General features: G+C 71.2%; 17 protein-coding genes, 1 pseudogene and 1 riboswitch. Of the genes and pseudogenes, 13 read left to right on the plus strand and 5 right to left on the minus strand.

The genetic code is table 11. The annotated features are described in order from the left end of the window. Nucleotides 1-39: 39 nt before the first annotated feature. Nucleotides 40-1,974 carry a glycosyltransferase gene (locus AB0O34_RS02465; RefSeq protein ID WP_363911748.1) on the plus strand — a complete coding sequence of 645 codons (1,935 nt, stop codon included), beginning with the start codon at nucleotides 40-42 and terminating at the stop codon, nucleotides 1,972-1,974. Then, nucleotides 1,971-3,599 carry a glycosyltransferase gene (locus AB0O34_RS02470; RefSeq protein WP_363911750.1) on the plus strand — a complete coding sequence of 543 codons (1,629 nt, stop codon included), beginning with the start codon at nucleotides 1,971-1,973 and terminating at the stop codon, nucleotides 3,597-3,599. Before AB0O34_RS02465 ends, AB0O34_RS02470 begins: the two co-directional genes overlap by 4 nt. Nucleotides 3,600-3,606: 7 nt before the next feature. Here AB0O34_RS02470 and AB0O34_RS02475 read toward each other — a convergent pair whose 3' ends face one another. After that, complete coding sequence (locus AB0O34_RS02475; protein ID WP_363911752.1) at nucleotides 3,607-4,416, minus strand: polysaccharide deacetylase family protein; 810 nt, start codon at nucleotides 4,414-4,416, stop codon at nucleotides 3,607-3,609. A 120-nt stretch (nucleotides 4,417-4,536) separates the two neighbouring features. Here AB0O34_RS02475 and AB0O34_RS02480 point away from each other — a divergent pair, with 120 nt between their 5' ends. The 6 genes from AB0O34_RS02480 (at nucleotide 4,537) to tenA (ending at nucleotide 10,440) form a co-directional block, all read left to right on the plus strand. Next, the gene (locus AB0O34_RS02480) at nucleotides 4,537-4,956 is read left to right on the plus strand and encodes a DUF3151 domain-containing protein (RefSeq protein WP_363911754.1); all 420 of its coding nucleotides are present in this window, start codon (nucleotides 4,537-4,539) and stop codon (nucleotides 4,954-4,956) included. Between the two features lie 102 nt (nucleotides 4,957-5,058). Further along, nucleotides 5,059-6,342 carry an adenylosuccinate synthase gene (locus AB0O34_RS02485; protein WP_363911756.1) on the plus strand — a complete coding sequence of 428 codons (1,284 nt, stop codon included), beginning with the start codon at nucleotides 5,059-5,061 and terminating at the stop codon, nucleotides 6,340-6,342. A gap of 207 nt (nucleotides 6,343-6,549) precedes the next feature. Continuing rightward, nucleotides 6,550-7,470 carry a glycerophosphodiester phosphodiesterase family protein gene (locus AB0O34_RS02490; RefSeq protein WP_363911758.1) on the plus strand — a complete coding sequence of 307 codons (921 nt, stop codon included), beginning with the start codon at nucleotides 6,550-6,552 and terminating at the stop codon, nucleotides 7,468-7,470. 123 nt (nucleotides 7,471-7,593) lie between these two features. Further along, nucleotides 7,594-8,424 (plus strand): hypothetical protein, encoded by an 831-nt coding sequence (locus AB0O34_RS02495; RefSeq protein WP_363911760.1) that lies wholly within the window; start codon nucleotides 7,594-7,596, stop codon nucleotides 8,422-8,424. After that, on the plus strand, nucleotides 8,411-9,616 hold the full coding sequence (locus AB0O34_RS02500) for an XRE family transcriptional regulator (RefSeq protein ID WP_363911762.1): 1,206 nt from the start codon (nucleotides 8,411-8,413) through the stop codon (nucleotides 9,614-9,616). The genes AB0O34_RS02495 and AB0O34_RS02500 overlap by 14 nt, the downstream gene beginning before the upstream one ends. Before the next feature lie 37 nt (nucleotides 9,617-9,653). Further along, nucleotides 9,654-9,765, plus strand: a riboswitch (TPP riboswitch). Next, nucleotides 9,757-10,440 (plus strand): thiaminase II, encoded by a 684-nt coding sequence (tenA, locus tag AB0O34_RS02505; protein WP_363911764.1) that lies wholly within the window; start codon nucleotides 9,757-9,759, stop codon nucleotides 10,438-10,440. Its footprint overlaps the riboswitch before it by 9 nt. 130 nt (nucleotides 10,441-10,570) lie before the next feature. Here tenA and AB0O34_RS02510 read toward each other — a convergent pair whose 3' ends face one another. Beyond that, nucleotides 10,571-10,813 (minus strand): TetR-like C-terminal domain-containing protein, encoded by a 243-nt coding sequence (locus tag AB0O34_RS02510; RefSeq protein WP_363911766.1) that lies wholly within the window; start codon nucleotides 10,811-10,813, stop codon nucleotides 10,571-10,573. A 19-nt stretch (nucleotides 10,814-10,832) separates the two neighbouring features. Between AB0O34_RS02510 and AB0O34_RS02515 the strand changes: the two are divergent. Further along, nucleotides 10,833-11,102 (plus strand): annotated as a pseudogene (locus tag AB0O34_RS02515) (zinc-binding dehydrogenase); the annotation flags it as partial. 91 nt (nucleotides 11,103-11,193) lie between these two features. After that, nucleotides 11,194-11,463 carry a zinc-binding dehydrogenase gene (locus AB0O34_RS02520; protein ID WP_363911768.1) on the plus strand — a complete coding sequence of 90 codons (270 nt, stop codon included), beginning with the start codon at nucleotides 11,194-11,196 and terminating at the stop codon, nucleotides 11,461-11,463. Between the two features lie 108 nt (nucleotides 11,464-11,571). Here AB0O34_RS02520 and AB0O34_RS02525 read toward each other — a convergent pair whose 3' ends face one another. The 3 genes from AB0O34_RS02525 to corA form a co-directional block, all read right to left on the minus strand. Further along, nucleotides 11,572-11,883: a MerR family transcriptional regulator gene (locus tag AB0O34_RS02525; protein WP_358550628.1), complete on the minus strand. Its 312-nt coding sequence runs from the start codon at nucleotides 11,881-11,883 to the stop codon at nucleotides 11,572-11,574. 63 nt (nucleotides 11,884-11,946) lie between these two features. Further along, on the minus strand, nucleotides 11,947-12,390 hold the full coding sequence (locus AB0O34_RS02530) for an Hsp20/alpha crystallin family protein (RefSeq protein WP_363911770.1): 444 nt from the start codon (nucleotides 12,388-12,390) through the stop codon (nucleotides 11,947-11,949). Nucleotides 12,391-12,683: 293 nt separating this feature from the next. Next, nucleotides 12,684-13,817 carry a magnesium/cobalt transporter CorA gene (gene corA / locus AB0O34_RS02535; RefSeq protein WP_363911772.1) on the minus strand — a complete coding sequence of 378 codons (1,134 nt, stop codon included), beginning with the start codon at nucleotides 13,815-13,817 and terminating at the stop codon, nucleotides 12,684-12,686. Between the two features lie 403 nt (nucleotides 13,818-14,220). Here corA and purD point away from each other — a divergent pair, with 403 nt between their 5' ends. The 3 genes from purD (at nucleotide 14,221) to murA (ending at nucleotide 18,009) form a co-directional block, all read left to right on the plus strand. Continuing rightward, nucleotides 14,221-15,453 carry a phosphoribosylamine--glycine ligase gene (purD, locus tag AB0O34_RS02540; RefSeq protein WP_363911774.1) on the plus strand — a complete coding sequence of 411 codons (1,233 nt, stop codon included), beginning with the start codon at nucleotides 14,221-14,223 and terminating at the stop codon, nucleotides 15,451-15,453. Between the two features lie 69 nt (nucleotides 15,454-15,522). After that, complete coding sequence (locus tag AB0O34_RS02545) at nucleotides 15,523-16,596, plus strand: hypothetical protein (RefSeq protein ID WP_363911776.1); 1,074 nt, start codon at nucleotides 15,523-15,525, stop codon at nucleotides 16,594-16,596. A gap of 141 nt (nucleotides 16,597-16,737) precedes the next feature. Further along, a complete protein-coding gene (gene murA, locus AB0O34_RS02550; RefSeq protein ID WP_363911778.1) occupies nucleotides 16,738-18,009 on the plus strand; it encodes a UDP-N-acetylglucosamine 1-carboxyvinyltransferase in 1,272 nt (423 codons plus the stop codon). Nucleotides 18,010-18,044: the final 35 nt, after the last annotated feature.

The following is an 18,044-nucleotide window of genomic DNA, read 5'->3' on the forward strand; positions in this document are numbered from 1 at the left end:
CCGACCCGTCCGGACCCGGCCCGCCGAGGGGAGGCAGGGATGACGGCCGCGCTCGTGTCGGCCGGGATGACGGCCGAGCTGAGCAAGGCGGGCGGGAAGGTCGCCGTGGCCGTCGCCGGAGTGGACGCCGGCGATCTCGACGGCCTGCTCCCCGGCGTGGCGTTCGAGGCGGCGGACATGGACAGCATGGGCCCCGAGCCGTGGGCGATGTCCGACCCGTCGGCCGTCGTGGTGGTCGCCGGGACCCCCACCGACCTGCGCCGGGCGGTCACGCTCAGCGCGGCGCTCCCGGCGGCGCTCATGGTCGGCGTGATCGTCGTGGACGCGCCGCCGTGGTGCGACGCCCCGGGCGTCCCGCTGTCGCCGGGCCTCGGCCGGCGCTTCCTGCGCGACGTGGGCGTCAGCCGGTACGGCCGCACGGGCTGGCGGGTCAAGGCGCGCTTCTCCCACCCGCAGCCCGCCGGAGAGGTCGCGGCGGCCGTGGCCAGGAGCTTCGGCGGCCACCAACTGAACGGGTACGCGCTGCCCATGGCCGGACTGGCCGGTCCCGGGCTCGCGGGCTGGCGGCCCGGCGACCCCAACGTGACCTTCGCGGACGGGCGTGGCCCCGCCCCCGACCGCTCCGACGTGCCCACCGCCGACCTGGCGATCCGGGCCGTACCGGCCGCGGCCGGGGAGGGCTGGATCGACGGCCGGGTCCCCGCCGTGGACCGGCCGGCGGACGCCACCTGGGAGCGCTTCGGCTCCACCGGCGGGTACGAGGCGCTGCGGGAGGCGGCGTTCGAACCGGACGCCGTGCCTCCCGTCGACGAGCGGTCGGTCAACCCGCGCGGCTTCCTGAAGTCCCCCGCGGGCGCGGTGGCCGATCTCGCCCAGCACGACGGCCGCTGGGAGGTCCGCGCCGAGGGCAAGACGCTCGTACGCCTGGCCGCGTCCGGGGGCGTGACCGACGCCGACGCCGCCCGGCTGCGGCGCCTTCGCGGGGTCCGCGTCGACTGGCGGCCCGCCCACACCGGGCCGATCGCCGCCGTCCGCGCCGTGGCGGGCCTCGCCGCGGCGGGGGTACCCCTGCTGTCCAGCCCGCCTCCCGTCTGGGCGGCGCGGGCGCTCGGCCCTGAGCTGGCGGCGCGGCTGAGCGACGCGACCGAGCACGATCTGGCAGACGCCCTGCGCCGGGAGGAGCACAGCGTACGGCTGCGCCGGCTGGCATTGGCGACTCACGGGACCATGGCCCGGTGGCGCTCGCTCGCCGGGCGGGCCGGCATCGCCCTCCCGGCGAAGCCCACGATCTCGGTCATCATGTGCACCCGCCGGAGCGACCTGGTTCCCTTCGCGCTGGCCCAGATCGCCCGGCAGCGCGGCGTGGACCTGGAGGTCGTGCTCACGCTGCACGGGGTGTCCGCCGCCGCTCCCGACATCGTGCGTGCGATCGAGGCCTTCGACCGCCCGGTCACGGTCGTGGAGGCGGACGCGCGGCTGCCGTTCGGCATCGTGCTCAACCAGGCGGCGGAGCGCGCGACCGGCTCGTTCCTCAGCAAGTGGGACGACGACGACTGGTACGGCCCCGACCACCTGGCCGACATGATGCTCGCCCAGTCGTACTCGGGGGCCGAACTGGTGGGCGCGGCCTCCGAGTTCTTCTACCTGCAGAAGATCGACGTGACCATCCGCCGCGACTGGACCAGCGAGACGATGTCGAACCACGTGGCGGGCGGCACGTTCGTCGTGTCGCGTTCGGCCTTCGAGTCCCTCGGCGGCTTCAGGCCGGTGGCGCGCTCGGTCGACGTCCAGTTCTTCCAGGACCTGCTCAGAGCAGGTGGCGCCATATATCGGACGCACGGCCTGGGTTTCGTCGCGCGCAGGGCGGCGAGAGGCATGCACACCTGGCAGGAGCCGGTCGGGTACTTCCTCGCCAGGGCCAAGGACCAGTGGCGGGGATTTCGGCCCAGCGGATTGATGGAGTTGGAACAGTGACACAGCCGACCGAGCACGGGACACCGGCCAGCACAGGGGCGCCGGCCCAGCCGAGGATCCGGCACAACGACTACGGGGTGCTCAACCCGCCCGCGCTCGGGACCTGGCGGCCCCGGCTGTCGGTCAGCGTGGTGATCGCGGCCTACGGCCACCAGGACAAGCTCGACCTGACCCTCGCCGCCCTCGCGGCCCAGAGCTACCCTCGGCACCTGATGGAGGTCGTGGTCGTCGACGACGGGACCGTTCCCGCCCTCCGCCTCCCCGAGATCGTCCCCGGCAACACCCGGTTGATCACCACGGAACCGGGCTCGCGCGGGCGGTCCAACGCCCGCAACGCCGGGCTCGCGGTGGCCGGGGGCGACGTCGTCCACTGGCTGGACGCCGACATGGTCACCTTCCACGACGAGGTCGAGGCGCACATGCGCTGGCACCACCTCGCCGGATACCTCGTGGTGATGGGCTACGTGCGGTACGTCGCCCACCGGCCGGGCACCCCGACCCCCGCCGCCGTGCACGCGGCGGTCTCGGCGGGCGCCACGGAGAAGCTCTTCGACGAGGCGGCGAGCGAGCCGCACAGCTGGATCGTCGACCTGGCCGAGCGCACCGACGGCCTTCGCACGGCCGGCGACTCGGCGTACCGCGTCCACGTGACCAACGCGGCGTCGGTGAACGCCCGGCTGCTGCGCGAGGCCGGGCCGCTGGACACCGGGCTCGTCCTCGGCGAGGACACCGAGCTGGGCTACCGGCTCGCCCAGGCGGGCGCGGCGTTCGTGCTCGCGCCCGAGGCCCGCAGCCGCCACCTCGGCACCTCGATGATGATGCGCGACGGGGAGCAGGTCAGGCGGTACAACCAGGTCTTCGTCCCCGACCACATCCCGCACATGCGGTGGCTGCGCACCCACCCGCGCCGCCAGTGGCTGGTGCCCTACGCCGAGGTGGTCGTCCAGGCCAGGGCGTACGAGGACACCCGGGCGACGGTGGACGGCTTCCTCGCCAGCACGCTGAACGACATCGCGATCACGCTCGTGGGGCCGTGGGGCACGGTCCAGGAGGACAGACGCAACCCGCTGGACACCCCCGATCTCGACCTGCTGCTCCTTCGGGGGCTCTATCGCGGCGACCCCCGGGTCCGGTACGCCGAGAGCGTGCCGGCCACGGCGGCGCCCTCGTCGTTCCGCATGCTCTGCCCCGCGGGGTGGGTGCCGGGCCGGGAGACGCTGCGGCGGGTGGTGGAGCAGGCGGTCGAGCACGGGCACGGGCTGGTCAACATCGCCCTCGACGAGGCGGAGGAGGTCATCACCGCCCGCCTCGAACACACCGGCGCCTTCGCCAGGGCCTCGCTGGTGCGCGCCGAGGGAGAGCCCCTGGACGCCGCGGTCCACGACGTGTACGGCACGCACTGGCTGGACGGCAGGACCATGGGCTTCCTCCCGGCGGCCGAGGCCGAGCCTCCGAAGCGCGGCAAGAGCGAGGACCCGGCCCTCAAGCTGGAGGTGGCCAGGCTGCGGGCGGAGAACGCCCGTCTCGCAGGCCGGCTCGCCGGCCTGGACGGCCAGGCCACGGCCCCCGAGGCGGGGATTCCGCGCCAGGGAGGCCCGAAGGCCCTGCTCAGACGCCTGCGCTGAGCGACGCCTAGGGGGCGGGGCGGAGGTCTCCGCCGACGATGTCGCCGAGCAGGCGGACCGAGACCCCGCTGCCCGCCACCCAGCCCAGGAAGTCGTCGAGCACCCGAGGTCGTACGCCGAACTCGTCACATGTGTCACAGACGTTGTGGAACTGGTAGGTCACCAGCCCGCCCCCCTGCTTCTCCGCCTGGAGCACGTACGACTTGAGATCGTCGAGCGTCACCGACCGCCGTACCGCGGGAAGCGTGCGCAGGTGGTAGGCGTCCATCGTCCTCACGTCCTCGACCCGGGCGCACCGCGGGCAGGGAACGTTCGGCGGGGCGATGCCGCCCGACCTCCGCGCGCTGCTGTAGCCGCAGCCCCGCACGATGGCGACGGTCGCGGCGTCGAACATGCCGTACGGGTAGGCGAAGGAGCGTGGCTTGTAGCCCATGGCCAGCAGGGCGCGCCGGTCGTCGCAGATCTCCCGGCGCTTCACGGCCTTCGAGAGAGTGGGCAGACGGGGGTGGGTGAGGGTGTGGCCGCCGATCTCGTTGCCCGAGGCGGCCAGCCCGTCCACCTGCGCCTTCGTGAGCCGCTTCGGCCGGCCGAGGAAGTCGCTGTTGATGTAGAACGTGCCAATCAGATGGTGCTTGCGCAGAAGATCGGCCGCGACCGCCTGGGTGGCCCAGGCGTCGTCGAAGGTCAGGGACACCACCGTCTTGGCGGCGTCCGGGGGGTCCGGGGGGTTCCGGCGGGCTTCTCCGCCACAGGCCGTCACCAGCCCCAGCAGTCCGGCCAGTGTCACGGCGACGCGCCGGGACGCTGAGAGGGTCACGTCCTCTGCTCCTCTGTTCGACACGCAACCGGGTCACCGTATCGGACAATTTTCGGCTTTCCCCACGTATCGCAGAAGGGAGTATGACCAGACAGGCGGAACACAGGTAAGACTGTGCTCATGGAAACGCACGAGAACCTTCTCGCCGGGCCACCGCCCACCCAGCTCCCGGACAGCCCGGAGGCCCGAGAGGCCCTGGAATCCGGCGCCAAGGCCAGTGACGTCGCCGCGCGCTTCCCCGCCTACACGGCGGCCTGGGCGGCGCTCGCCGACGAATACTTCGCCGCCGGGCACGCGGTGACCTCCTACGCCTTCGCCCGCACCGGCTATCATCGAGGCCTTGACCAGCTGCGACGCGCGGGCTGGAAGGGTCACGGCCCCATCCCCTGGGAGCACGAGCCCAACAGGGGGTTCCTCCGCTGCCTCAACGCGCTCGGCCGGGCCGCCCAGGCGATCGGCGAGAAGGACGAGGCCGAGAGATGCACCCAGTTCCTCCGTGAAAGCAGCCCAGAAGCGGTAAAGCTCCTCAGTTCCCAGTAAGCCGCGCTTGGGCGGCATCAGCCTGCTCGGGTAGTCTCTCAACGCAAGAGCCCCTGTCGCGCTTGCGCCAGGGGTTTCGTTTTTGGTGCGCGGGAGTTAACCATGCCGGCTGTCGTTCTCGTGGGCGCCCAGTGGGGCGATGAGGGCAAGGGTAAGGCCACCGACCTTCTGGGCGGGCAGGTCGACTATGTCGTCCGCTACCAGGGCGGTAACAACGCGGGTCACACCGTCGTCATCGGCGACCAGAAATACGCGCTGCACCTGCTGCCGACCGGCGTGCTGTCGCCGGACGTCGTCCCCGTGATCGGCAACGGCGTCGTGATCGACCCCGGAGTGCTGCTGGCGGAGATCGACGGGCTGAAGGAGCGCGGCATCTCGTGCGACCGGCTGCTGATCTCGGCCAGCGCGCATTTGATCATGCCCCACCACAAGGCGCTGGACAAGGTCACCGAGCGCTACCTCGGCAAGGCCCGCATCGGCACCACGGGACGCGGCATCGGCCCCGCGTACGGTGACAAGATCGCGCGCATGGGCGTGCGGGTGCAGGACCTGCTCGACCCTGGCATCCTCGGCAAGAAGATCGAGGTCGCGCTGAACGAGAAGAACCAGGTGCTGACCAAGGTCTACAACCGCAGGGGCATCGACCCCGCGAAGGTCCTCGAGGAGTACCTCGGGTACGCCGAGCGGCTCAAGCCGCACATCGCCGACACCTCCCTGATCCTGAACAAGGCGCTGGACGACCACAAGGTCGTGCTGCTGGAGGGCGGCCAGGGCAACCTGCTCGACATCGACCACGGCACCTACCCCTTCGTGACGTCCTCCTCGCCGACGTCGGGCGGCGCGTGCATCGGATCGGGCATCCCGCCGACCCGGCTCACCCGGGTGATCGGCATCCTGAAGGCGTACACCACGCGCGTCGGCTCGGGCCCGTTCCCGACCGAGCTCACCGACGACATGGGCGACTGGCTGCGCACGACCGGCGGCGAGTACGGCGTGACGACGGGCCGCAACCGCCGCTGCGGGTGGTTCGACGCGATCATCGCCAGGTACGCCACCCGGATCAACGGCGTGACCGACTTCTTCCTCACCAAGCTCGACGTGCTGTCCGGCCTGGAGCGGATCCCGGTCTGCGTGGCGTACGAGGTCGACGGGGTGCGCCACGACGAGATCCCGATGACCCAGACCGACTTCCACCACGCCAAGCCGGTCTACGAGGAACTGCCCGGCTGGCAGGAGGACATCACCGAGGCGAAGTCCTTCGACGACCTGCCGAAGAACGCCCAGGACTACGTGAGGGCACTGGAGGAGCTGAGCGGGGCGCCCATCTCCGCCATCGGCGTCGGCCCCGGCCGCACCCAGACCCTTTCCCTGCGTCCCCTGATCTGAGGCGTCTCTCACCGGTGTCGCGCGGGCCCGGCCGAGAGGTCCGCGAGGAGCGCGTGGGCAGTCGAAGCTGACGACCGGCAGGCCCTTGCTCATCGCCTCCGTTAACCGAACGATCCGGACACCGGCTGAGATGGGCATCGGCACGGAGGGACCCGCGCGGCCCCGCCTGAACATGGCCGAGGCACGCGAACGATAGGGTGCGCCATTGTGCAGGTGGAGATACACGGCCACCGGGGGGCGCGGGGTCTACGCCCGGAGAACACCCTCCCGGGCATGGCCTACACGCTGGAGCTCGGCGTCCACGCGATCGAGTTCGACGTCGCGCTGACCGCCGACGGGCAGCTCGTGCTCACCCACGACCTGACCGTGTCGGCCGTCACCAGCGCGGACACCGTCCCCGCGACGCCCGGGGACCCCGCGTTCCCCTACGTCGGCAAGCCCATCCGTTCCCTGTCCCTCGCCCAGCTGCGCACCCTCGACGTCGGCGTGCGCCACCCGAAGAGCAAGACCGACCGATTCGTCCGCACCCAGGTCTCGATCCCCGGCACGCGCGTGCCCACGCTCGGCGCGGTGCTCGGCCTGGTGGGCGCGTACGGCGCCGACGGCGTGCGGCTGAACGTCGAGCTGAAGTCCGACCCGACCCGGCCCGACCTGTCTGTTGATCCGCGGCGGCTGACCGAGCTGGTCGTGGCCGAGCTCGACCGGCACAACCGGTTGGACGGCGCGGCGATCCTCAGCTTCGACTGGCGCATCCTGCGCATCGCCAGAGATCTCGTGGCCACGCGCTACGCCCTGGTCGAGAAGGCGACGCTCCAGCCCGAGTGGCTCGGCCTCGACCACAAGGGGGACTTCGGCGGGGACATCGCCGCGGCGGCCGCCTCGATCGGGGCCACCACCCTGTCCCCCGACCTGGTGCTGGTCGACGAGGAGCTGATGGCCCAGGCGGCGAAGGCCCGGCTTCCTGTCGCGGTGTGGACGGTCAACGACCCCGAGGAGGCGTCGCGGATGATCGACCTCGGCGTCGGCGGCATCGTCACCGACTACCCCGACCGGATGCGCGAGCTGTGGGCGCGGCGCGGCCTCCCCCTCCCCGAGCCCGCCGCCGCACTCCGCCACGCGCCCGCCTGACGTTTTCGGCGGTTTCCGGCGAGTCCCAACATCAACTGGAGTGCTCGCGGGAGTATCGTGCGGAGAACTGAAGTGGCAGCATCGATCACCTGAGGTCAGGGCGCCGCGTACGGGAGGTCACCAATGCACGAGGAGCCACAGATTTCGAGCTGGGCGGCCGAGCGGTTCGGGGAGCGCGCCGCGTCCGTGCGGGGGCAGCTCGCCGCGTCCCTCCTGGAGGCCGCCGGGAACGCCCAGGATGCCCAGAAGTCCTCCAGAAGCGACAAACGGTACGCCTACGGGTCCACCCTCATGGCGCGACGCTACGAGGCGCTCGTCGACGGCTTCAAGAACGACCCGGGGTTCCAGGTCGTCCGGCCGTACGGCTCGCCCCACCACCTCGTCGTGCTCAACGGCAACCTGCTCCTGCCCTTCCGCTACGCCGAGGACGACACGACTCCGATCAGCGAGGCGCGGGTCAGCGACGGGCGCGTCTCCGCGCTCGTACGCGAGCTCTTCACCCGCTTCGGCCCCAAGACCACCTACCACCAGGAAGTGCTCGATCTCGCCCTCGCCGGCGACGACGAGGAGGCCCAGCTCGCCGAGCTGTCCGCCGCGCGGCCCCTCCTCGCGCGGCTCCCGGGCGACACGCGGCTCATCCCCGTCGCCTACGCCGCGAACGCGCAGGCCAGCCTGTTGAAGCTCTACTGGGGAGAGGCCGAGCTGATCGACGACATGGGCCGGATCCAGTGGCTCCACTGCGAGCAGATCCCCCTGCTCACCGCCCTGCCGTGGGTGTCGCAGGGCCTCCCGGCGACCGAGCCCGACGTGGCCGCGCGCTTCGACCGCGGCGCAGAGCCCGACCTCACCCTGGTGCGCCGCCCCGTGGTCGAGCGCCAGAATGCGATGATCTTCCCCGTGAACAGCGAGACCACCGACGACCAGCCGATCGCCGACGCCGATGAGCGACCGTAAGAGCCGCAGGAGCGACGGCGGCCAGATTCGTCTCTTCGACCCCTCCGGCGGCGCCGGGCGCGGCGGGCCGAGCCCGCAGGCGGTGGCCGACGCCTTCGACCAGGCGCGGCTGACCCAGGCCCGGCGGCTGGCGGGCATGACCAAGAAGGACCTCTCCGAACGGGTGGGCGTCACCCCGGCGGCGGTGGGGCAGTACGAGACCGGCATGACCCATCCCCGGCCCGACCTCATCCCCCGCCTCGCGGACGCCCTCGGCGTTCCCCTGGCGTTCTTCCTGTCGGGCCGGCCGCACGCCAAGCTCGACGGGTCCATGGCGCACTTCCGCAGCCTCCGCTCCACCCGCGTCCACCAGCGGGCCAAGGCCGTCGCGTTCGTCGAGCAGGTCTGGGAGCTGACCCACGCGCTGGAGAAGCGCGTACGGCTGCCGCACGTGGACCTTCCGGGGTTCTCGGGCGGCGAGGTGCACTCCGGGGTCGAGCTGCCACGCGACCCGGCCGCCGCCGCCCGCGAGCTGCGACGGCACTGGGGGCTCGGCACCGGGCCGATCTCGCATCTCGTCCGCCACATGGAGGCCCATGGCATCGTCGTGGTGCTTCCCCCGCCCGACGAGGACGCCACCACGGTCGACGCCTTCTCGACCTCGCAGCTGCCCCGGCCGATCGTCGTGCTGACCGCCAACCGCTTCGACGACATCCATCGCTACCGCTTCACCGCCGCCCACGAGCTGGGCCATCTCGTCCTGCACGGCGACACCGCCGCCGGCGACGTCCAGCAGGAGCGCGAGGCCGACACCTTCGCGGCCGAGTTCCTGACCCCGCGCGACAGCATCCTGCTCGAGCTTCCCCGGCGCCTCGACCTGCGCCGGCTGGCCGAGCTCAAGCACGTGTGGGGGGTCTCGATCAGCTCCCTGCTCTACCGCTGCCGCGAGGTCGGCCTGCTCTCCGACTCCTCGGCCAGCCGGGCGTACCAGCGTCTCGGCGCCCTCCGCGACCAGCCGGGTTTCGCCAGCGAGCCCATCACCGGCTACCCGGGAGAGCACCCGGTGCTCCTACGGCAGGCCTTCGACCTGGCGGCGGCGGACACCGACCTCACCATGGCCACGCTCGCCACCCAGCTCGCCTGGCCGCTCGCCCGCGTCCGAGAGCTGCTGGGCATCCGTGACCAGCGCCCCAAGCTGGTGATCGTCCCCTAGCGGGTGGAGCCGGGAGCCGTACGCGCTAATCTCGGGTCGGACAGAACGCGGGAGTCCGGCGCACCGGGCTGAGAGTGCGGCTGACGCGGCCGCAGACCGCTCGAACCTGACCGGGTCATGCCGGCGTAGGGAGTTGTTCGATGACGACGTTCGAGCACGCGCGCCCGTACAGCGAAGAGCTGTGGGAGGCGATCGGCCCCATCTACAGCGCGATCCTGGACCACCCGTTCATCACCGGGCTGGTCGACGGCACGCTCCCGCGTGAGGCCTTCCGGCACTTCGTGGTGCAGGACTCGCACTACCTGCGGGACTACGCGCGGGCGCTCGCCCTGTGCGCGGCCAAGGCGCCGACCGAGGACGACGTACGGGCCTTCGCGGGCGACGCGGTGGGGGCGATCGCGGCGGAGCAGGAGATGCACGCGGAGTTCATGGCCGAGCTGCGCGGCTCCCCGGCACAGGCCGCGGAGCTGCCGGTGGGCCCGACCACCCGCGCGTACACGAGCTATCTGCTGGCCACGGTGTACGGCGGGTCGTTCCTCGACGGCCTCGCCGCGGTGCTGCCCTGCTACTGGATCTACGCCCGTGTCGGCGAGGCCCTGCTGGCCAAGTCGTCGCCCGATCCGCTCTACCAGCGGTGGATCGCCACCTACGGCGACGAGGCCTTCCAGAGCGTCGTCCGCCGGGTGGTCGCCCTGACCGACCGGGCAGGGGACGAGGCCACCTCTCGCCAGCGCCGCCGAGCCCAGGACCACTTCGTCACCACCTCCCGCTACGAATGGATGTTCTGGAACGCCGCCTGGCACCAGGAGTCCTGGCCCATCTGACACAGACAGCGCGGGCGCCCTCCAGAAGGACGAGGCACCCTGGCAGGAAGCGCCCGGATCGGCCCGGAAGCGGCGCATCGTGTGGGCGTGGAAACCGTGCACGGGCCGTTCTGGCAGGGGTTCGGTGTGGTCAGTGGGCCGGGAGGTCGTCCAGTTCGGCGGTGAACAGCAGCGTGGGGTCGAATCCCATTCCGGTGAAGTGGCCGGCGAGTTCCAGGGACAGGACGCCGTGCAGCCGGGTCCAGAAGGTCAGTGCCCGGTGGAGGGCCGCGGGCGGGGCGGGGTGGCCGTCCGCCCAGTGCCGGTGGTCTTCGAGGTGCGTCTCGAACGGTGTCGCGGAGGTCCCCGAAGGAGTCGGCGCGGCGGTGGTCAACGGCATCACCGCCTGGCAGATGCTGCACCGCAAGGCACGCGTCCGCGCCGGGCAGACCATTCTGGTGCACGGCGCCAACGGCGGCGTGGGCTCGATCCTGATTCAGCTGGCGCGGGCCGCCGGCGTGAAGGTGATCGGCACAGCGTCCACGCGCCACCACGACGCCCTGCGGGAGCGCGGCGTCCTTCCGGTCGACTACCGCACCGGGGACATCGCCGCGCGCGTCCGCGAGCTCGCCCCCGGCGGGGTGGACGCCGTCTTCGACCACGTCGGGGGCCGCGGCGTCGTCGGCTCCTGGCGCCTGCTCGCGCCCGGCGGCACGCTCGTCTCGTACGGCAGCGCCTCCACCCGGGACGACCAGGGATCCAAGCAGTGGCCCCGTGCTCAAGCTGCTCGGCCGGGTGTGGCTGTGGAACGCGCTGCCCAACGGCCGCCGCGCCTACTTCTTCAACGTCTGGGCCGGGCGGGCCCTGGCCAAGAACCGGTTCAGGTCCCGGCTGCGCGCCGACCTCACCAAGGTCTTCGCGGCACTCCAGCGCGGTGAGGTCACCGCCCAGATCGCCGTGCGGCTGCCGCTCATCCGCGTCGCCGACGCTCTGCGGCTGGCCGAGTCCGGCACCGTCGCCGGAAAGATCGTACTGACCCCGTAGCGCGCGTCCCGCGCTGGACGGCCACCGGCACCCACGCCGGCGGCTTCCCTCGGAGGACCGCCCGTCACACGTGGTGATCGGGCGGCCCACCGAGGCCTTTCCGGGGTTTCATTCCTTGGGAGGCAGGAGCCGGCGTGTCGCCTCCAGCTCCTTCTTCAGTGCCTTCACCTGCTGTTCCAGCTCCAGGATGCGGCGGATCGCGATCAGCGTCATGCCTTCCCCGGTCAGCTCCGCGACGTACTGGACGCGGTTGATGTCGGCGCGCGAGTAGCGGCGCTGGCCGCCCGAGGAGCGTTGCGGGCGGACCACCTCGAACTCGTCGAGGCGGCGCAGAAAGGCCTGCTGGACGTCGAGCATGCCGGCGACCTGGCCCATGGAGTACAGCGGGGCGTGGTTGTCGTCGATGGGCAACCTGGACATGTGTGCCTCCATGGTGAACGGGCCGGCGCCCGTAGCGGCACCGGCCCATCGCTCGCGGTCACCTCACGCGCGGATCGCCCTGGTGTCGCCGCGCTGGATCTCGACCTTGCGTGGCTTGGCCTTCTCCAGCACGGGGATGCGGATCTGGAGCACCCCGTTGTGGTAGGCGGCGTCGACGCGGTCGCTGTCGAGGTGCTCGGAGAGGTAGACGCGCCGGGTGAAGGTGCCCATGACGCGCTCGCGCACGAACAGCCGGTCGTCCTCCGACAGCTCCTCCTGGCGGCTGGCGCTGACCGTGAGCACGCCGCGGTCGACGGTGACCTCGATCGAGTCGGGGTCGATGCCGGGAAGATCGAAGCGCAGGACCACGTCGTCCTTCCTGCGGATGCCGTCGAGCGGCATGGCCCCCTGGGCGCTTCCCTCTCCCCAAGTGAGGGCGCCACGGGTGAGGCGATCAAACTGGCGCTCGACTTCCTGAACGAACGGGTCGATCGACGTCAACAGCATCTCCGGAACCTCCTCGCTTGTCGGTGTAGCAGAAAACCTCCAACTACAGCTGTAGGTTACCTCTGTCTAGCGATGCATGCAACTGGTAACTGGGATCGGATAGGAGCCGTGTCGCGTGCCCTCCGGGGCGGGAGGGGCAGGTCGGAGACGGCGGCCCAGCGCAGCAGCACGCAGTTGCTGAACCACCTGCACCGCCTCGGGCGTGCCGGGGCCGGTCGGCGGCGTCAACGGCGGGCTGCCCGGCGCCGGCGCCTGCCGGAAGCGATGTGACTTCAGGATTGCCGGCGGAGCGGTCAGAGCCAGGCGTTGCGGCGGAAGCCTCGGTAGAGGAGGGAGCAGATGACGAGCATGACGCCGATCACGAGGGGATAGCCCCACATGGCCGACAGCTCGGGCATGTGCTTGAAGTTCATGCCGTAGATGCCGGCGATCATCGTGGGCACCGAGATGATGGCCACCCACGCGGAGATCTTGCGCATGTCCTCGTTGGCGAGGGCGTTGGACCTCGCGAGCGCGGCCTGCAGGATCGAGTTGCACAGCTCGTTCGACGACTCCACCTGCTCGCAGACCCGTGAGAGGTGGTCGACGACGTCACGGAAGTACTCGCGCATCTCGGAGGGGATCATGCGGCGCGACGGCAGAGCTCCGAGCGGCGTCTGGAGCGGCGTCACGGCGCGCTTCATCTCGATCATCTCGCGCTTGAGCTGGTAGATGCGGCCGATGTCCCGCGAGCTGACGTCGGCGAAGACGGCGGCCTCGACCTCCTCAAGCTCGGCCTGCATCAGGTCGGCGACCGAGAGGTACTTGTCGACGACGAAGTCGGCGATGGCGTGGAGCACGCCCGCCGGCCCGCGGGCCAGCAGCTTCGGCTTGTCCTCAAGGCGGCCTCGGACCTCGGAGAGCGGGCAGTGCTCGCCGTGGCGCACGGTGACCACGAAGTCGGGGCCGACGAACACCATGATCTCGCCGGTGGCGATGATCTCGCTGGAGGCGGTCAGCTCGTCGTGGTCGAGGTAGGCGATGGTCTTGAGGACGACGAAGAGGGAGTCTCCGTAACGCTCGACCTTGGGGCGCTGGTGGGCCTTGATGGCGTCCTCGACGGCCAGGGGGTGCAGCCCGAAGACCTCGGCCAGCCACTCGACCTCGGGGGCCTCCGGCTCGTGCAGCCCGACCCAGACGTACGCGTCGTTGATCTCGGAGGAGGCGTTGTGCTCGCGGACGAGGCTGACGGCCTCCGGAATGCCGGAGACGCGGACGCGCTTGCCGGCGACGTAGGCGCCGAACTCCACGAGCGAGTCACTGGGCGGCACGCAACGGCCGTTCATGCTCTCGTGGCGCACCACGCCGACCGACGGCGAGGTGCCGAGCCGTACGTGGGTGGTGCGGGGGTGGAGGTTGATCCGCTGGAAAAGCGTGGACGAGCGCATGGCGGTCCCTTCCCGCCCGACCTCGCGGAACCAATGCGCGAAAAAGTAATAGTGCGACAGACGTCACAGAGAATAGGCGCGCGTGGCTCTCAGTCGGACACCGAATTGGAGTGGTCGGGTTTGCGCACAAAGTACGTGCGCGAGCACGTACTGCTGGGATCACCAGAAGTCATCCCGATTCCACCTCCAATCGCTAAGAGACGGCCCAAAGCTGCCCCAACTTACCACAGCCAGGCTTCAGTACCTAGCGTACACGGCGATTGGATTCCTCGATCATGTGGAAGCCGACAATACCTCTTCGCCGGCTCATGCATCGGGTATCAGGGAAGGCCTGGAACGCCTTCCACCTGTGCGGACGCCGTCGCCGTCCGGCGACCCCAGGCCCGACCCGTAGACTCCCCAGGTGCGCGTTCTTGTGATTGGATCGGGCGGCCGCGAGCATGCCCTGTGCCGGGCCCTCGGGCTCGACCCCGCGGTTTCCGAGCTCCACTGTGCTCCCGGCAACGCAGGCATCGCCTCGGTGGCGACGACGCATCCCGTCGTGCCCACCGACCCCGGGCAGGTCGCGTCGCTGGCCGTGAGCCTGGGCGCCGAGCTCGTCGTCGTCGGGCCCGAGGCGCCGCTCGTGGCCGGTGTCGCGGACGCCGTCCGCGCGGCGGGCATCGCCTGCTTCGGCCCGTCGAAGGAAGCGGCCCAGATCGAGGGCTCCAAGGCGTTCGCCAAGGACATCATGGTGTCCGCCGGCGTGCCGACCGCCGGAGCACGCGTGTGCACGACGCCGGAGGAGGCCGAGGCGGCGCTCGACGCGTTCGGCGCGCCGTACGTCGTGAAGGACGACGGGCTGGCCGCCGGCAAGGGCGTCGTGGTGACCTCAGACCGCGCCGAGGCCCTGGCGCACGCCGCGGCATGCGAGCGCGTGGTCGTGGAGGAGTTCCTCGACGGTCCCGAGGTGTCGCTGTTCGCCCTGTGCGACGGCACGACCGCCGTGCCGCTGCAGCCCGCCCAGGACTTCAAGCGCGCCTACGACGGCGACGAGGGCCCGAACACCGGAGGCATGGGCGCCTACACGCCGCTGCCGTGGGCGCCGGCCGGGCTGACCGAGCAGGTCATGGCCGAGGTCGTCCTCCCGACCGTCGCCGAGCTCGCGCGGCGCGGCACGCCGTACACCGGGGTGCTGTACGCCGGGCTGGCCCTGACCCAGGCGGGGCCCAGGGTCATCGAGTTCAACGCGCGGTTCGGCGACCCTGAGACGCAGGTCGTGCTCGACCGGCTGGAGACCCCGCTTGCCGCCCTGCTGTACGCGTGCGCGACCGGCACCCTGGATGCACAGCCCGCGCCGCGCTACCGCGACGGCGCGGCGGTGACCGTCGTCATCGCGGCCGAGAACTACCCGGCCGACCCGGTCAAGGGCGACCGCATCGAGGGTCTCGCGCCTTCGGTGAAGGACGCGTACGTCATCCACGCCGGCACCGCGCTCGACGCGGAGGGCAGGGTCGTGTCGGCGGGCGGGCGGGTGCTCAGCGTCGTCGGCACCGGTCCCGACATCGCGACGGCGCGTGCCACCGCGTACGAGCAGGTCGGACGCATCACGCTCCGCGGCTCGCACCACCGCTCCGACATCGCGGCCCGGGCATAGCCCGAAAGGGGTAGCGCCGGACGGGGAGATCGCGATAAGCCGTGGGCAGAGCGAATCCCTGGAGGGCGTATGGCAGCCGACCCGGCCGTGCACGCGAGCGAGGCGCCGGACACCGTCAGGGCGCCCGCCGCGAGCCAGAAGGACGCGAGCCAGAAGGAAGTGCTGCGCTGGCCGGGCGTGTGGCGCATCTACATCGACTCGCGCGCCGAGGAGATCCAGGCCGACGCCGGCCGGTGCGTGGTCTCGCGCCCAGGTGAGCCGGGTCTCGAAGTGCTGCACAGCACGATCGAACGCCACCTCGCGACGGCCGCGCAGTACGCGAGGGACCGCCAGGGCTGGCGGCGCTGGCTGACCGGACAGGCCATCGAGGGGGCCTGGGCGAACATCTACGGCGCCACCATCCTGCTCTACGGGCTGCTCCCCGCGAACGAGCTGAACGCCCGCGCCCCCGAGGTGCTCGCGACCGGCCGCGCGTACCTCGCTTCGGACGATCCCCGCCTCAGCCGGCTCGCCGCGCGCGCCGCCGCGGGCGACATCGGCGAGCGCGACCGGTCGTTGCTGCAGTCGGTGCTGCGTGCCGGTTACAACGCCGCCTCCATCGAGAGCGGCAGGGTGCGCAGCTTCCGCAACATGCTGCTCGGCGGAGTGGTCATCCTCACGCTCATCGTCGCCGGGCTGGTCGCCGTCGGCGCGGTCTGGCCGGACGCGATCCCGATGTGCGGGAACGGGACGCTCCTCGCGACCTTCGGGGCGAGGGACAACCAGGTGTGCCCGGCGGGCAACGGTGCCCCGACCCCCGGCGACGTGCCACTGGTCGCGCTCATGGGGATACTCGGCGCGGCCCTCGCGACCGCCGCCAGCCTGTCCACCCGTTCGGAGCTCTCCACGCGCTACTCGCTGGCGGTCGCGCAGAACCTGCTCAAGGCGCCGGCGGGCGTGGCCACCGCCATCGTCGGCCTGCTGATTCTGAACTCCGGGTTCGTGCCGGGGTTCGCCGGGCTGAGCTCGCAGACCTCGATCCTCGTGTGGGCGATGGTGTTCGGATACGCCCAGCAGGTGGTGACGCGATTCGTGGACCAGCGTGCGAACACCTTGCTGCACGCGGCCTCTCCGAACGCGCCGACAAACCCGCCTTCCCGCTGAGTGATCAGGGCTTTTCTGGGCAGCTGAGTGACGTCAAATTGGCCGGGCCATCATCCCGAAAGGGCTACTGTGGGCGGATAACTTTGCCGCCGTCCGCTTGACCAGGCGCGTCATTTCCCAGATTTCGAGGAGCCTCATCATATGGTTCGTTACCGCGTGCGCGGTGGCAACGCCCTGCGCGGAACCGCCTTCATCCAGGGAGCCAAGAACGCCGTGCTCCCGATGATCGGCGCGGCTCTGCTCGCCGCCGAGGGCCGTACGGTCCTCCGCAACGTCCCGATCATCGAAGATGTCCGGCGGGCGCTCGAACTGGCCGAGGCCGTGGGCGCCAAGGTGGAGCTCCACGAGGCCGAGCGCACTCTGGTCATCGACGCTTCGCGGCTCACCAGCGCCGTGCTGCCGGCCGAGATCGCCCGGAGGTTCCGCGGGTCCGTGCTGTTCGTGCCGGCCCTGCTGCACCGTCTCGGCGAGGCCATCATCGAGGGCGTCGGCGGGTGCAACCTCGGCAGCCGCAACCTCGACTTCCACTACCTGGGCTACAAGCGGCTCGGCGCGGTCGTCGACGAGGGCGAGAGCGTCATCCACGTCAAGGCCGCCGGGCTCACCGGCGCCCCGCTGTACCTCGACACGCCCTCCCACACGGGCACCGAGAACCTCATCATGGCGGCGGCCCTCGCCAAGGGCACGACCATCATCGAGAACGCCGCGCTCGAGCCCGAGGTGCTCGACGTCATCGAAATGCTGACCAAGATGGGCGCCCGCATCAGCGGCGGCGGCACGGGTTTCATCACCGTCGAGGGCGTCGACGAGCTCACCGCCGTGGAGCACCGCGTCATGCCCGACCGCCTCGACGCGGGCGTGTTCGCGATGGCCGCCGCCATCACGGGCGGCGAGGTGAACCTCGTCGGGGCGTCCCTGGAGCACCTCGGCGTGGTGCGCTGGAAGCTGGAGCAGATGGGCGTCGAGTTCGCCACCGACGGCGCGGTGCTCAACGTGCGGCGCGACCGGCCGCTGCGGCCGATCAACGTCATCACCGACACCTACCCCGGCTTCGCCACCGACCTGCAGTCTCCGATCATGACGGTGGCGTGCCTCGCCGACGGCGCGAGCTACATCCACGAGCGCATCTTCGACGGGCGCTTCGCGCTGGCGGGCGAGCTCAACAAGATGGGCGCGCACATCGAGGTCGAGGGCAGCCGCGCGGTCGTCCACGGCCACACGTCGATGACCGGCACCGACGTGACGGCCCACGATCTGCGCTCCGGCATCGCGCTCATCCTCGCGGGCCTGGCCGCCGAGGGCGAGACCGTCGTCTCACCCGGATATCTCATCGACCGTGGCCACCACGACCTCGCGGCGCGCATGAAGGCCCTGGGTGGCGATGTGGTAAGAGAGATTTCCTCTACGTCGTGACTGAGCGCGTAAACCGCCTCTGACCTGTTCATATA

This window comes from Sphaerisporangium sp. NPDC088356 (genome assembly GCF_040685555.1).
Taxonomy (GTDB): Bacteria; Actinomycetota; Actinomycetes; order Streptosporangiales; family Streptosporangiaceae; genus Sphaerisporangium.

What these genes read in the sequence shown, in the direction of transcription:
- AB0O34_RS02465 (WP_363911748.1), top strand. Translation starts at nt 40, where the DNA reads ATGACGGCCGCGCTCGTGTCGGCCGGGATGACGGCCGAGCTGAGCAAG.
- AB0O34_RS02480 (WP_363911754.1), top strand. Translation starts at nt 4,537, where the DNA reads ATGGAAACGCACGAGAACCTTCTCGCCGGGCCACCGCCCACCCAGCTC.
- AB0O34_RS02485 (WP_363911756.1), top strand. Translation starts at nt 5,059, where the DNA reads ATGCCGGCTGTCGTTCTCGTGGGCGCCCAGTGGGGCGATGAGGGCAAG.
- AB0O34_RS02495 (WP_363911760.1), top strand. Translation starts at nt 7,594, where the DNA reads ATGCACGAGGAGCCACAGATTTCGAGCTGGGCGGCCGAGCGGTTCGGG.
- AB0O34_RS02500 (WP_363911762.1), top strand. Translation starts at nt 8,411, where the DNA reads ATGAGCGACCGTAAGAGCCGCAGGAGCGACGGCGGCCAGATTCGTCTC.
- tenA (WP_363911764.1), top strand. Translation starts at nt 9,757, where the DNA reads ATGACGACGTTCGAGCACGCGCGCCCGTACAGCGAAGAGCTGTGGGAG.
- AB0O34_RS02525 (WP_358550628.1), bottom strand. Translation starts at nt 11,883, where the DNA reads ATGTCCAGGTTGCCCATCGACGACAACCACGCCCCGCTGTACTCCATG.
- AB0O34_RS02530 (WP_363911770.1), bottom strand. Translation starts at nt 12,390, where the DNA reads ATGCTGTTGACGTCGATCGACCCGTTCGTTCAGGAAGTCGAGCGCCAG.
- corA (WP_363911772.1), bottom strand. Translation starts at nt 13,817, where the DNA reads ATGCGCTCGTCCACGCTTTTCCAGCGGATCAACCTCCACCCCCGCACC.
- AB0O34_RS02545 (WP_363911776.1), top strand. Translation starts at nt 15,523, where the DNA reads ATGGCAGCCGACCCGGCCGTGCACGCGAGCGAGGCGCCGGACACCGTC.
- murA (WP_363911778.1), top strand. Translation starts at nt 16,738, where the DNA reads ATGGTTCGTTACCGCGTGCGCGGTGGCAACGCCCTGCGCGGAACCGCC.